The 14230-nt window shown below is 57.9% G+C and carries 14 protein-coding genes; 3 read left to right on the forward strand and 11 right to left on the reverse strand.

The annotated features are described in order from the left end of the window. Positions 1-509 precede the first annotated feature (509 nt). From KVG88_RS00005 to KVG88_RS00035, 7 genes are read right to left on the reverse strand one after another with little or no spacing between them, the layout of a single operon-like run. Positions 510-1880, reverse strand: a complete 1371-nt coding sequence (locus KVG88_RS00005) for an ATP-binding protein (RefSeq protein ID WP_217869869.1) — start codon at positions 1878-1880, stop codon at positions 510-512. After that, entirely contained in the window at positions 1880-2539 is a 660-nt protein-coding gene (locus tag KVG88_RS00010) for a response regulator (RefSeq protein ID WP_150703334.1), read from the reverse strand. The genes KVG88_RS00005 and KVG88_RS00010 overlap by 1 nt, the downstream gene beginning before the upstream one ends. Positions 2540-2550: 11 nt before the next feature. Beyond that, a complete protein-coding gene (locus tag KVG88_RS00015) occupies positions 2551-3195 on the reverse strand; it encodes a tetratricopeptide repeat protein (RefSeq protein WP_150703335.1) in 645 nt (214 codons plus the stop codon). Further along, complete coding sequence (locus tag KVG88_RS00020) at positions 3192-4004, reverse strand: SDR family oxidoreductase (RefSeq protein ID WP_217869870.1); 813 nt, start codon at positions 4002-4004, stop codon at positions 3192-3194. The genes KVG88_RS00015 and KVG88_RS00020 overlap by 4 nt, the downstream gene beginning before the upstream one ends. Beyond that, positions 3991-4665, reverse strand: coding sequence for an iron-containing redox enzyme family protein (locus tag KVG88_RS00025; protein WP_150703337.1), 675 nt, complete (start codon positions 4663-4665; stop codon positions 3991-3993). The genes KVG88_RS00020 and KVG88_RS00025 overlap by 14 nt, the downstream gene beginning before the upstream one ends. Next, entirely contained in the window at positions 4662-6143 is a 1482-nt protein-coding gene (locus tag KVG88_RS00030) for an AMP-binding protein (RefSeq protein ID WP_150703338.1), read from the reverse strand. The genes KVG88_RS00025 and KVG88_RS00030 overlap by 4 nt, the downstream gene beginning before the upstream one ends. Further along, a complete protein-coding gene (locus tag KVG88_RS00035; RefSeq protein WP_150703339.1) occupies positions 6133-6810 on the reverse strand; it encodes a thermostable hemolysin in 678 nt (225 codons plus the stop codon). The genes KVG88_RS00030 and KVG88_RS00035 overlap by 11 nt, the downstream gene beginning before the upstream one ends. Before the next feature lie 189 nt (positions 6811-6999). On the opposite strand from KVG88_RS00035, the gene KVG88_RS00040 reads away from it, so the two are divergent. After that, on the forward strand, positions 7000-7548 hold the full coding sequence (locus KVG88_RS00040) for a cytochrome b (RefSeq protein WP_217869871.1): 549 nt from the start codon (positions 7000-7002) through the stop codon (positions 7546-7548). Between the two features lie 101 nt (positions 7549-7649). On the opposite strand, the gene KVG88_RS00045 is transcribed toward KVG88_RS00040, so the two are convergent. From KVG88_RS00045 to KVG88_RS00055, 3 genes are all read right to left on the reverse strand, one after another. After that, positions 7650-8318, reverse strand: coding sequence for a DUF4286 family protein (locus tag KVG88_RS00045; RefSeq protein ID WP_217869872.1), 669 nt, complete (start codon positions 8316-8318; stop codon positions 7650-7652). 60 nt (positions 8319-8378) lie between these two features. Continuing rightward, positions 8379-9740, reverse strand: a complete 1362-nt coding sequence (locus KVG88_RS00050) for an MFS transporter (RefSeq protein ID WP_217869873.1) — start codon at positions 9738-9740, stop codon at positions 8379-8381. A 165-nt stretch (positions 9741-9905) separates the two neighbouring features. After that, on the reverse strand, positions 9906-10691 hold the full coding sequence (locus tag KVG88_RS00055) for an IclR family transcriptional regulator (RefSeq protein WP_150703303.1): 786 nt from the start codon (positions 10689-10691) through the stop codon (positions 9906-9908). 238 nt (positions 10692-10929) lie between these two features. Between KVG88_RS00055 and KVG88_RS00060 the strand changes: the two genes are divergently transcribed. After that, a complete protein-coding gene (locus KVG88_RS00060; protein ID WP_217869874.1) occupies positions 10930-11223 on the forward strand; it encodes a hypothetical protein in 294 nt (97 codons plus the stop codon). A 134-nt stretch (positions 11224-11357) separates the two neighbouring features. Here KVG88_RS00060 and mhpT read toward each other — a convergent pair whose 3' ends face one another. After that, positions 11358-12575: a 3-(3-hydroxy-phenyl)propionate transporter MhpT gene (gene mhpT / locus KVG88_RS00065; protein ID WP_217869875.1), complete on the reverse strand. Its 1218-nt coding sequence runs from the start codon at positions 12573-12575 to the stop codon at positions 11358-11360. A 345-nt stretch (positions 12576-12920) separates the two neighbouring features. Here mhpT and KVG88_RS00070 point away from each other — a divergent pair, with 345 nt between their 5' ends. After that, positions 12921-14228: an OprD family porin gene (locus tag KVG88_RS00070; RefSeq protein WP_225933861.1), complete on the forward strand. Its 1308-nt coding sequence runs from the start codon at positions 12921-12923 to the stop codon at positions 14226-14228. The last annotated feature ends 2 nt before the right edge of the window (positions 14229-14230 follow it).

Below are 14230 nucleotides of genomic sequence, written 5' to 3' on the forward strand. Positions count from 1 at the left end.
GAGTTTCGCGAGTCCACGATAACGAAATCATCGCCATTGGCGTGCATTTTATGAAAACTCAGCGGCATAAATAGACCTGGCGACCAGACATGATGAGTTGAGGTTTTAAAGCGATCTATCCTGACTCGCGTGACATTAGCAAGTTGTGTGGAAGCTAATGAGGCAAATAAGTTTGGCAGACCGGGTCATTGTTGTGTTTGATTCGTAAGCGGCTGCCGAGAAATCGGGCCAGCAACGTCCGCTTCTGGCCGTTAGCGGTCGCTTGCAAACTTCCGCTTATGGCTGCAATCGGAATCTCGTTAGCAGCAGCGACCGGACAAAAGAGGATTCTGGTCGCAGTCTGGTTTCGAGATAAAGTGGATGTCTTGGACAAAACGCGAAACGGCATCAAACCATTGATGGAATTCAAATTTACCGAAAATGTTTCACGAGCCTGAATGTGGGGCCTTGCCGCCCCTTAGGATGTTTACCGACTGTGCGAAACGAAATAATCGATTGATGCTTTGCAATTATTCTCTGGCTGGAATTGATAACGTCGCCCTCAAACCTCCCTCTGCCCGGTTTACGAGTTCGATACGGCCGTTCAGGCGCAGGGCGATCGTGTTGACGATGGTTAGGCCTAACCCCGCGCCTTGCGCAGTGCCACGACTGTAGAAACGCTCAAACAATCGCTCTCGACATGACTCATCAATTCCGGGCCCGTGATCGTCCACCGTCAAATTACAGAAGCCATCAGCCTGGCTCAGTTGTACGGTGATTACCCCATTTTCGGGAGAGAAATTGGCTGCGTTGGTGATCAGGTTGTTCAGCGCGATGTCGATGGCGGCGGGGTTGGCGAATACGTGAAAGGGCTGTTCGCTGACGTCGAAGATCAGTTCAAGGTGTTTACTCAGTAACCACGGTGTTAGTTGCACGAGGCTGTTGCGCACGGTTTCGCTGAGGTCGATGCGTTGTAGCAGCGGTGGATTGGGTTTTGGCTCCAGACGCGCCATGGTCAGCAACTGGTAGACCAGTCGGCTGGTGCGATCGACGCCTGAGATGAGGAACTCCAGCGATTCGCGACGCTCCTGTTCAGTGCCTGCTTCCAGCAAATTCTGCGCGTGCACTCGCAGCACAGCCAATGGTGTACGCATTTCGTGGGCGGCGTCGGCAATGAAGCGTCGTTCGCGGCCAAGCACTTCCTGAATCTGCGCGAGCATGCGGTTGAGCGCCGCTTGCATAGGCTCAAGTTCACTGGGTAGAGGCGTCAGTTGCAAAGGCTCAAGTGAGCCGCTGTGGCGGGCCCGCAGGGTCTCAGCCATGTTCGCCAAGGGCTTCAGCCCCCAGCCGATCGCGAGCCAGACCATCGCCGCGAGCAGCAAACTGCCGACAACGTTTGGCCACAGTGTATGACGCACGATGCGGCCGACCAGATCTGCGCGCACATCATCGCGCTCGCCGACCCAGATGCGCATGCCGTTTTGCGGGTCTTCAAGGAGGAACGCGCGCCAGTGACGCTGCTTTAAATCGACTACATCACTGAAGCCCGGCTGAGTCGGCGGATTATTGAAGGAGGGCGCGCTGGCGGTATGCACCAGCACCTCGCCGCCAGGGTTCCATACCTGAAAGGCAACCTTGCGTTCGTAAGGGTGACCATCGCCGCGCGGCACCGCTTCACTCAGTGCGGTATTGAACGCCCGGTACAGTTCGGCGTGTTCTTTGCTCGCCAGTGGCATGCGCATGACGCCTTGCAACAGGCGCGCATTCTGCGCCAGTTGAGCGTCGTAAACCTCGGCGATTTCGTGATTGCTGTCGTGCAGATTGAAGAGGCTGAGCACCGCCAGACCGGCCAGCAACAGGCCGATGATCAGGGTCAGTGTGCGGCGGCGGATGGAAGTCATCAGCGTTCCTCCACTAGATAGCCCACACCCCGAATGGTGCGGATCAGCTCAGTCGAGAACTTCTTGCGCAGGTGATAGATATGCACTTCCAGAGTGTTGCTTTCCGCTTCTTCGTTCCAGCCGTAAAGCAGTTGAATCAGTTGATCACGTGTCATCACTCGGCCCGGCGGTGATAGCAGTTCATGCAGCAACTGATATTCCTTTGGCGTCAGCGCTACAGGATGGCCCTGATAGCTGACCTGCTGGGTGCCGGGGTTGAGGCTGATGCCAGCATGTTCGATCAGCGCTTGCGCACGGCCGGCACTGCGCCGTAACAGGGCGCGCAGTCGCGCTTTGAGTTCAGCCAGGTCGAACGGTTTGATCAGGTAATCGTCGGCACCGGCATCAAGCCCGGCGATGCGATCTTCAGTGGCATCGCGGGCGGTGAGTATCAGCACCGGCAGGTTTGAGCCACTGTCGCGCAGGCGCCGCAACACTTCGAGGCCGTCCATGCGCGGCAAACCGAGATCCAGCACGGCGACATCGAACGTTTCGCTGAGCAGGGCGTGTAGCGCGCTGCTGCCGTCCTGGAGCCAGTCAACGGTGTAGCCCTCGCGCCCCAGCGCTTGATGAATGCCTTCACCGAGCGCCACGTCATCCTCAATCAGTAATAAACGCACGCGGACTCCTGTCAGTCGAGTTTCTTGTTGACGTCCACCAGCAGGGCGGCGATTTCTTTGCGGCGCCCGGCGTCCGCCGTTTCACGGCCGGGACGCGGCGCTGCTTGCAGGGCTTTTTGCAACGCTGCTTTTGCTTCAGCGTAGCGTTTCTGACGGTAGAGGTGATCGCCCCAGAAGTACAGGCTGTCGATGCCGTCGGGGTTGAGTTGCAGCGCCTGCTTGAGCAGTTGTTCCGCTTTATCGCTGTCGCCGAAACCGATGGGCCAGCCGGGCACCCGGTCATACAGCGCCGCCAGGCTGGTGTAGGCCGAGCCTTGCAGGGCCTTAGGGTCGAGGGTCAGCGATTTTTCAAGGTCAGCCTTGGCATCCTTGGCTTTGCCCAGCGCTCCAAGTCCGCCTTGGGCTCCGGCCCAACTGCTGGTGACGATTCCTTGCCAGATCCAGGCTTCGGCCAGCACCGGACGCTGCGACGTGAACGCCTGGGTTTCACCGAACAATTGTTCGAATGCGGCGGCGCGCTGTTTTTCCGCCACTTCATATTGGATGTGCGCCCAGCGGTTTTGGATGCTGCTGAGGCGCTGTTGGTCGGCGGCCTCCAGCGCCCAGACGCTTGGACTAAGGGCTGCGATCAACAGGCACGCGAAGATTTTTTTCATGGCTTGAGGCTCTCGTTGTCGGGTTTTTCGCTGAGGCGGCGGATCAACGGCAATTGCTTGCGCAGACCGCGATCGACCAGATGCGGGAGAAGATTGTTGAGACGCACGAAGAAACGCTCGGGCCAGCCCAGATACAAATCGCGGCGGTCGCCGGCAATCGCGTGGATCACCGCCGAGGCCACGGCTTGCGGGTCATCGACGCTGGCCTTGAGCGCATCGTTCAAGGCTTGCGCCGCCGCGCTGTTCATCGACGTGCGGGTGGCCCGAGGCGCAACGTAGAGTACGTTTACACGGGTGTCGGCCAGCTCTCGGCGCAACGCTTCGGAAAAACCGCGCAAGGCAAACTTGGACGCGCAATAGCTGGCGTAACCGGCATAGCCGATCGAACCGTAGGTCGAGCCGACATTGACCACCATGGCGCTGTCGGCCTGCTTGAGCAGCGGCAGCAACAGCTTGGTCAGGCAGATCGGCGCGCTGATGTTCACCGCGAGCATCGCGTCGATGTCGCCGTCGTCGAGCTGTTCGAGCATGGCGAAGTGATTCACCCCGGCGGCGTTGATCAGCAGATTGACGCCGCCGATCGCTTCGGCGGCGGCGGCGAGCACTTTGCGCCGGTCGCTGAGGGACGTCAGGTCTGCCGCGACCCAGCACAGGGTGTCGGGGTAGCGTTCGAGCATCGGGGCCAAGGCTTGCTGGTGCCGCGCGACAGCCAATACCCGAGAACCGGCGGCGCACAAAGCGTCGGTAATGGCCATGCCGATACCACCACTGGCGCCGGTCAAAACCACGCGCGCGTCATGCAGCTGCATGTTCAGTCTCCGTGTCACGCGGCAGACCACGGAACATGTCGATGTATAGTCGATACACCACTTTAGAGGCATGAACCACCGCCGCTTGGTCTTGAGGATCTTCCAGTCGATTCATCAGGCGGCGATAGGTGTGCATGTGTTCGATGTCGAGCGAACCGTGTGAACTCAGATAAGTGAAAGCGGTTTCCGGCAACGCCAGACGCTCGCGAATGCTCCCCGCAGCGTGCGTGGCCAGCGCGATGCTGGTGCCTTCAAGTACATTGACCATACCGAACAGACCGACCGGATTACCACGGGCGATCTGGTCATAAAGAAAGCTGATCATCAGCTCGATTGGCAGCGACGGCCGGCCATCGCGCACCGCATCGCGATCACCACCGCAGGCTGCAATGTCGTTGAGCACCCACTGCTCGTGGCCGTATTCGTCTTCGATGTACTCGCACACCGCTTTGCGCAGCCATTCCAGGCGCGTCGGCAAACGAGCCCCGCACGCCATCATCAACGGCACGGTGTGACGCACGTGGTAGTAGGCCTGCGCGAGAAACGCCCGATAGCTATCAAGACTGACTTTGCCGTGCAACGCATCGACAATGATTGGCAGGTTGAACAGTTCGTGGCGTTCACGCTGTGTGGCTTCTTGCAGAGTGTCGAAAAAACTCATGATGCGGATTCCTCCCGGACAACGGATTCGGTCAATTGCGCGTGGTACTGCGCGACGATAGCGTCGCGACGGGGGCGACCATTGGCGGTAAGCAGCCCATTGGCGTTGGTGAAGGGACACGGCAGGCGCGTCCATTGATGCACTTGGGCGTAATCAGGCAAGGCGTCATTGGCTTCGGCGACGGTGGCGGCCAGTTCGGCATCGGTGCAGTCAGGTCGATGTGGCCAGAGCAGGGCGAGGTTGCGCGGCAGCGCTTCGCCGTAAACGAAGGCCTGGGCGATGTGGCGGCGTTGGGTGAGTTCCGACTCGACCCATTCCGGGTTGACGTTGCGCCCGTAACTGGTGATGAACTGGTGCTTTTTGCGGCCCTTGATATAGAGAAAACCTTCCGGGTCAAATTCGCCCAGATCGCCGCTCGGCCACCATTCTTCGCTGTTCGGCGTTTCCCCCAGATAGCCCAGCAGCGACGAGCCCTTGATCAGTACTTCGCCGTCATCCGCCAGGCGTACCTCAACGTGCGCCAGGGGCCGGCCGACACTGCCCAGACGCCGTGCACCAGGTCGATTGAGGCAAACCACCGAGGCGCATTCGGATAGCCCGTAACCTTCGTAAACTGGAAGCCCGACACGTTGCGCGCGTTGCAGCAAATCTTCGCTGACGCGTGCTCCACCGACAGCGGCAAACCGCAGGGTTTGTGGATCAAAGGCTTTTTGTTCCGCTGCGCCGACCAGCAATGACAATAATTGCGGCACCAGAATCAGGCTCTGCGGCGCGCGACTGGCCAGATAACTCAGCAGGCGTGGGACGTCGACACCACTGGCGCTTTGAATGCCGAGGGTTTTCTGGCTCGGCAGACTCAGCATCGCACCGGCATACAGCGCAGCGTAACAGCCAAGGTTTTCCAGAAGAATCGCCAGCGGTAGCAACGCCAGATGATGCTGCGGGTCGGCAGGCTCGCTCGCCTGTTGCAGCTCCCGTGCGACGCGCAACAGGCTGTCGCTACTGAGGCAAACACCTTTCGGTGTGCCGGTGGTGCCGGAGGTGAAGGTCAGTTTGGCGGTGCCCATCGGCATGCGTCTTTGGTCGCTAGAGACGCGCCACCAGAACTCGCCGCGTAGCTCATAACCTGCGGCAAGCAACTCGGAGTCCAACTGCGGTTCGGCAATCACGCGTTCGGCCTGACTTTGCTCCAGGCAATGGGCGCGTTGTGCTGGGCTGAAAAACGGCGGCAGCGTTACGCAAGTCAACCCTTCGAACAATACCGCCAGATCCCAAAGCATCGCGTCGACGCCGTTGTCCAGCGCCAGGGCGACAACTTGTACTTGTTCATCACGCAGGCGTTCTTGGCGATACAGCACTTCTGCATACACAGTGGCGTAGTCGAGCTTCAGCGTGTCGCTCCACATGGCGGTCGCGTTGTCATTGCGCCTGGCATGATCGCGCAGGGTTTCTTGAAAGCGTTGCAGTTCAAGCGACATGGCAGGCTTCTTCAATCGAGGTCGGCAAGCCCAGGCGGCTGAACAGGCCGATATTGCTAAGATGGACGAACCCGGCGCGGATGTTGCCGACGTGCACCCAGGGTTTGCTTTCGTAATAACTGCCCCAGTGTTGACGCTCGTCACCCAGTCGATCCGGATCGGCGGCGCACAATGTCAACGGTTTCAAACCGAGACGATGGAAGCTGTTGACCAGTCCGATATTGCCCGTGAACGTCACCCATTGCAGGCCACCCATGGCCAGCAGATAGGTCATCGCGATGATGCTCAGGCGCGCGCTGCCGGTGTCGCTCGCTGCCAGATTGCCGACCTCGACAATGGCACTGCGGTCAACCGGATGATCAGCCGCCGTGCTGATCAACGGCTCGATCGGTTCATCCAGATACCTCTCCAGAAACAGCGGTCCTAAGTGCGCGCGACGCACGCCGGCCACTGCACATAATTGCCCGCCGCCGTTGTGCATACCGAAAAGCTCGGGCATGAAGTGGCGGATGTCGGCACCGTGAGCCTTGCGGAAACGCTGCTGGATAAACGCTTCGAACGCCCCTCGCAAGACGTTGTCCGAAAGCGCGCCGGTCAGTGTTAGCGGGGGCGTTTCGGCGGGGCCGAAGCGCAAGGGTAGCGGGATGTTCCAGTCAAAATCGGGCATGGCTCGAACGCCTCCCTCAATGGGTTTGAGCGAAGTATCCAAGCCATTTCTTAACGAAGTCTGAAGGTGAAAAAAGGTTAACCTGAGAGCCGATCTTCAGACTCTCTTAAGACAGGACGAGTACTGTGGCGCGGCCGGTTCAAGGCAACTGGATTGACCGTCGCTCACAACAACCAAAAGGCATTTTTTATGACCCGCGACACCGCTGTAACTCGTTATGGAAAACTTTCAATCACCTTGCACTGGCTGATGCTGGTGCTGTTTGTCGGCGTGTATGCCTGCGTGGAAATCAAAGGCTACATGCCCAAAGGTAGCGAAGCGCGTGGTTTGCTCATGGGCTTCCACGGCCTGTTTGGCGCAAGTATCTTCGCCCTGGTCTGGATTCGCCTGCTCGGTCGCTTGAGCCCACGACCACCAATCATCCCTAAACCCCCGGCCTGGCAGACCGCTATCGCACATCTCACCCACCTGGCGCTGTACGCCCTGATGATCGTCACGCCGATCCTGGCTTGGCTGATGCTCGCCGCAGGTGACAAGCCGTTCCCGTACTTCGGTTTTCACGTACCGGCGCCGGTGGCGATTGATCCTGACTTTGCCAAACAGCTCAAGTATTGGCATGAGCTGATCGGTACAACAGGGTATTGGCTGATTGGTCTGCACGCAGCGGCGGGGCTGTTTCATCACTTTTGGGTAAAGGACAACACGCTGGAAAGGATGTTGATTGAGCGGAACACATGAGGGACAGCTATTGGCCGATTGCTGCCCCTTGTAACAAGCAGAAAAAGGCCATGAGCAGATGTTAAAAATGACCGAGCAAGACCAAAGCTACCTGACAGATTTCATTGTTGACTGGCGTGGCAGGAGAACAGCAGTTCATAGATTTCAAATGCGTTGTCTGCCATAAGCAGCTCTTTCGCGCGGCTCACGGCGCGTTCCAGGGCGGCATGATCAAGTGCCTGGATGATCAATAACCCCGAAAACTCTCCTTCCTGGCTGCTGCGCATCGACTTCTCTCGAGTGGCGATAGCCGTGGCGTCGGTCTGCACTGTCATCATCTGAACGTTTACGACCCAATCCAGCTCCGCCAGCGCCTCAACCAATTGACGTCCCTTCGACCCTGTCAACGCATCAGGCAGGGCGCCATCGAAGCGCGCAATAGCGAGATGACTACCATGTGCGCCGACATGCCCGCCGCTGATGTCGACCGAACCGCCACCGCGACGGAACTGCATCAGCCGGGGCATGATCCGTTGCGTCCATGGAGTAGGGTCGTTGAGTCGTGCGAGATACGCCGGGCTGGACATCACACTCGCTTCAGCCAACTCATACAACATGAAGTATTGCGATGGCTGACTGTTGCGCCGCTTGAACACACGGCCAGAGAGAAAGCCCGGCACGCTGACACGCTCGAAAATATGTTCGCGTGTAAGCCAGTGCAAATAGTCTGTTTCCACATCCGCCGCAATCGTGCTCCAGATCGCAAGCAAGCCTTTGGATTGGTCGGTCATCAATGTTCTCGCTTTTACGGTTTAGATGTAGCGGTGCGACCCGCGCACCGCTGGATAAGGTCAAGAGTTCGCGTGACGCACTTGCGCATGCTGGTTGCCGGCGACCTCATCGACTGAATCAAGGCGATTCATGTCGACACCCGCTGTTTCGGGACCTATTGCAATCATGCAGAACGAGATCACGTTCAGCGTTCCGACAAGTGCCACGAGTGCCCATGGCGAGCCGTTGCTCAAGTTCAAGAGCCAGGTGGCGACAATGGGAATCGGGCCACCGGCGAACAAACTAGCTCCCGTGAAAGCCAGGGCCGAAGCGGAATAGCGCACATTGGTCGGAAATGCTTCTGCGAACGCAACAGGTTGAATACCGGTCTGGACTTGCGTGAAACCCAGGAACAAGCCCATTGCAATCGCCATCGTCGCGAAGTCTTTGGTTTCAAGCAAAGGGAAGTACAGCATCATCATGATGAACGTCGCGGTCGACGCAAGAAGGAGAGTGCGTTTACGCCCGATCCGGTCACTGAGCAGACCACCCATAATTGAACCCACTATCGCGCAGGCGTTAGCGATCATTAACAGCGTAAAACCCGTCTGTTTAGGAATACCCAGGGTGTTCGTCAAATAGCCGAGGGTGAACACAACGGCGAGATAGAACATTGCCGTCGGCCCGCAGAAGAACAGCATCAGCCGCAGAATGGTTTTCCAGTGAAGTTTGAAAGCGTCGCGAAGAGGGCTACTGACCGTCGCCACCGCAGACTGTTTCATCTGTACAAAAGCTGGCGTCTCCTCTACTCGCATTCGTATGTAAATGCCCACCAGAACTAAAAGGAAACTCATGACGAAGGGGATTCGCCAGCCGTAACTCATAAAGTCATCTGCGCTCAAGGAGGCTGAAAGCAGAAGGAGCACGGCATTAGCGACTATCTGGCTGAGCGGTGCGCACATGCCGATGAGACCTGAATACCGGCCGCGTCGGGCCGCAGGGGCATGTTCGAGCGCCATGAGTTGCCCGCCGGTCGATTCACCCCCAAGCGCAAATCCCTGAATGATACGCAGCAGGACCAGCAGGATTGGCGCGAGTATTCCTATCTGCGCATAGGTCGGAAGCAGTCCCATCAGCACGGAAGTAATACCCATTGCCGATACGGTGCCGAGCATCAAGTTACGCCGGCCAATCTTGTCGCCCAAATGGCCACAGATTATGGCGCCAAGTGGCCGTGCAGCGAGGCCCACGCTGAACGTGGCCAAAGATGCCAACAGCGCAGAACCAGGCTCCATCGCAGGGAAGAACAACTTGGGCAACACGGTAGCTGCCACAACCCCGTACAAGGTGAAGTCGAACCATTCCAAAGCGGTTCCGACCGTGGCAGCGGTGACTGCCCGATTCGCCATGGAACGCGGCGAAGTGTTTGAATCGTTCCCCATACTTATTACCTCCGCTGTACAAAGTGCTCGCAGATACAAACACCAGTACTGTTTATTGTTAGTTATTGTCAGGCATACGAAGTCTTACAGCTTAAGTTTTTAACTTACCGTTCAGGCACAGACTAACCCGCCAACTTTATCGACAAAGTTGGCAGCTTAATTAAATTAGATGGATGCGCGACGCATTACCGGTGAAACGCTACTTGCCTCGGATAACTCTGCTGCCGTGGACAGCAGTGCGGGTAGCAATTCCTTCATTTTTTCATGAGTAAGCCGTGACATCGGTCCTGCAATAATGAGAAGTGCGCCAACGTCACCATTGCCGATAGTCACCGTCGTCGCCAGGGAACTCATTGCTGGCAAGAACATATCTTGCGTCGTGGCATAGCCGTTCTTGCGTGCGGTCTCAATGAGCGGAAGTAGCGTTTTGAAGGTGGTCGGTGCGCTGGGACCAAAGTTGGCCGGAAGACCAAAACCTTGCGCGGAGACAAGCCGCATGACTTCTTCGTCGCTCTTGCCGGCCAGCCAGCTTATCCCGGCGGCACTGCAAGACAGCGTCACAGGGCGGCCCATTTCCGGGTCATAGCGCAACCCTTCGCGCGCGCCTTGGGCCTTGGCTACATAGACCAGTTGCTCCCCATCGACGATCGCCAAACGTACCAACTCTCCGGAAATGACGGCCAGCCGTTCAAGGATAGGCTGAGCAATATCAACCACGCCGCCGGCGCTCAAGAAGCGCAGACCCAAGGATGGCAATTTCATGGTCAAGGTGAACTCACCTCGTCTTTCGTCCTTGCGAACGTAGTCCTGTTCGATCAAATCCCCGAGTAATCGGTGTACGGCCGTGATAGGCATACCAAGAACAGCCGTGAGTTCAGAGAGCGTCATGCCCTCTGGCGAGTTTGCAAGCTCTTCCAAAACACGAAGAATGCGTTCAGCGACGGCGCTCATAGATTGTCGTAGTCCAAGCGGTTACAGGGCCGAAATTGGCAGGTGGCTCACTATAGTGAAAACAGTTTTCAAAATGCAAACTGTTTTCACTTTTTCATTTTCCTGTGGATCACGCTCACCCGAAACGCCGTCGGCCACCTTGGAATGACAACGCTGTAACGCACACATAGGTGTGTAGGTGGCGTGGCTCCTTAAATGAATTCCCATACAGTCAGGTACTTCCGACGCGCTCAGATCGATGGACCAAAGCAGTCTGCAAGCTGGAAAAACCCTGACATTGGCGCAAGAGGCGGGGGCTTCACTGGTCGAAATTACCGAGTCAATCAAGCAAGTGAACGATCGCAACATGTTGATTGCTTCGGCAGCTGAAGAGCAATCACACGCGGCTCGAAAAGTAGACCAAAGCTTGGTAAGTATTCGAGACCTGGCGACCCAAACGGCCGCTGGCTCGCATCAGACAGCGTCCTCCAGCGGAGAATTGTCAATGCTTGCTGTGGATCTTAGCCAGTTAGTCAAGTCCTTCAAGATGTAGCACGCGTGCCGTTCTGTGAACCGCGTGGCGAGGGGATAAATCCCCTCGCCACAGGTTTTTTGTTCGCCTGAAAAGGGAACAGCATTACGGGCAATTGCCGGGCATTTTCATTCTTGGAAACCCAGTGGCGCGGCTTAGATTGCTGCTTCCGGTTGTGACGCGCCGTCCGCGCCCTTACGGGCGATCACGGTTAGGATCGCCAGCGCGGCGATAACCAGCCCGGGTGAGGTTGCCAGCAGCACGCCAGTGGTACCCGCACCGGCGGCGAGGATCTGGCCGGCGGCGAGAGGACCTGCCACCGAACCGAGCCGGCCGATGGCCACGGCCGCGCCGACACCGGTGGCGCGCACCGAAGTCGGGTAGGACGGCGGGGCCAGGGCATACAGCACAAGCTGTGCGGCCATGACGAACAGCCCGACAGCGAACCCGGCGATTGCCATCGGTACGATGCCCACGGACATACCGAGCCCGGCCAATGCCGCCAACACCCCGGCGTACACGAACAGGACGACTTTCACACCGTTGCAGCGATCCAGCATCACCCCGCCGAGCAGCGAACCAATGGCCCCGCCGATATTGAACAGCATTTGCACCATGCCTGCCTGGGGCTTGGTGAAACCCTGTTCCAGCAACAGCGAGGGCAGCCAGTTGAGCAGCATGTACATCACGGTCAGGGTGAAGAAGTAGCTTAACCACAAGGCCAGCGTGTTGCGTGCCCGTCCTTCGCCGAATAATGCCAGGGCGGTAGACGAGCGTGGGCTGCCGGTCGCGACATGTTGCTGGCGGAACGCAGTGGATTCGGGCAGCAGCAGGGCCATCACCGGCACCACCAGCAAGGGCGCGAGACCGCCGATGATAAAAGTGGTTTGCCAGTGTTCACTGGAAAACATCGCCACTACGGCCGCCAGCGCGCCACCCAAAGGCACGCCGCAGTACATGACGCTGATGGCTGTGCCGCGACGGCGCTCGCTCACGGCCTCGGCGCACAAGGCAATCAGGTTGGGCAGGGCAGCGCCCAGGCCAAGGCCGGTCATGAAACGCACCAGCAGCAGGCTGGAGTAGCTCTCGACATAGGCGGTGCAAAGCGAGAAGACGCCAAACAGCAGCACGGCGCCGACGAGGATTTTCTTGCGGCCGATACGATCGGCCACCCAGCCGCCAAAAAAAGCGCCCGGCAGCAGACCGATGATCCCGGCGCTGAACACCCAGCCCATCATCTTCGGGTCCAGGGCAAAGCTCTGTCGCAAGCCAGCGGCAGCGGTGCCGGCGGCCTGCAGATCGAACCCCTCGATAAGCGCAACGATAAAGCACAAAGCGATTGTCAGCGTCGAGCGACGCGATGGACTGTCCATGGGTGAGCCTCGTTGTTGTTTTTGTTATGCAGTCGAGCCGTCCGTGCGTTGGGAACGCCGTAGGAGACCACTGGTGATTAAGATAACAAAGATAACTAAAAAAAGAATGTCACCCGGAAATCTGTAAAAAACGCAGATAAAACCTTTAAAAACAGATGTCTATGAGCGAATTAAGATGGGTATGAAAAAATAGATAATAATATTAATGTTCGATTATCGATCATTTGCGATTGACGGCGACCTTTGGCTGTTTCCATTCTCTGGTTGTGAAGCCGGCAGTCTCGGGTGGATCCGGCAACCACAAACAACAATAAAAAATGGACATCGAACATGCCAAAACGCCTCATGAACACAGGTTCCATAGCGTCGCTCTCATGCATTTGCAGTATCCATTCAAGGTGGATCGTGGCACTGCTAGGCATCAGCGTACTGCCCTCAACATTGCGCGCAGAGGGGTTTATCGAGGACAGCCACGGCAACCTGACCCTGCGCAATTACTATCTGGACCGTGACTACAAGGATGGAGGGGCAAAGTCCGCTGCGCGGGAGTGGGCACAGGGTTTTATCCTTGGCATGGAGTCGGGTTTTACCCAAGGCGTGGTGGGATTCGGTCTGGACGTCCGCGGGTTGCTGGGGGTCAAGCTCGACTCCGCACCGGATCGCAGCGGCACCGAACTGTTGCCGGTGTCGGCCAGCGACAAGCGCGCGGCGGATGAGTATTCACGCCTTGCCCCGACGGCCAAACTAAGGTTTGCCCAATCCACGGTGAAGAGCGGTGACGTCTCGATATTCCTGCCGTTCGCTTTCGCGAGTCCATCGCGACTGCTGCCACAGACCTTTCGCGGCACGACCCTCAGTTCCAAAGATATCGATGGCCTGACCCTCAATACCGGCTACATCGACCGCATCAACAAGCGCGATTCCACGGACTATCAGGCCATGAGCATCGCCACGCCGAACCGGCGATTCAATGGCGCCGCCACTACCTCGCATCTGGCGTATGTGGGGGGTGATTATCAGGTCAACAAAGAGCTCAGTCTGCGCGCTTATCATGCCGAAGTGGCCGAGTTGTACCAACAGGACACCCTGGCGCTGCTGCACAACCTGCCGCTTGGCGACGGTGTGTTCACCAGTGACTTGCGCAGCTTTTTCAGCCGTGAGGATGGCGCCGCCAAAGCGGGGGAGGTGGACAACCGCAACCTTTCGGCGTTGTTCGGCTACCGCCTCGGCGGGCACCGTGTGAGCCTCGGCTACATGCACTCCAGCGGCGACACGGCGACGCCCTACATCTCCGGCACGGAGTTGATGGGCATGAGCGAACTGACCATGGCTTCGGATTTTCTCAACGCCAAGGAGCGTACCTGGCAAGCGATCTATGACTACGACTTCGTCGCATCCGGGGTGCCCGGCTTGAAGGGAAGGTTGCGTTACGTGCGCGGCGACAATATCGAACTGGCCGCCTTCAACGCCGAGGACCGCAAGGAGCGAGAGTTCCAGATGGAACTGGGCTATGTGATTCAGAGCGGCCCGTTGAAAAACGTCGGGCTGTTGGCGCGCAAGGCGATCTATCGCAATGACTTCCCGAGCGGTACGGCGTTTCGTGATGAAAACCAGACCCGCTTCCAAGTGCTTTACACCTTGCCGATCTGGTAACG

It is taken from the genome of Pseudomonas azerbaijanoccidentalis (assembly GCF_019145495.1).
Lineage (GTDB): Bacteria > Pseudomonadota > Gammaproteobacteria > Pseudomonadales > Pseudomonadaceae > Aquipseudomonas > Aquipseudomonas azerbaijanoccidentalis.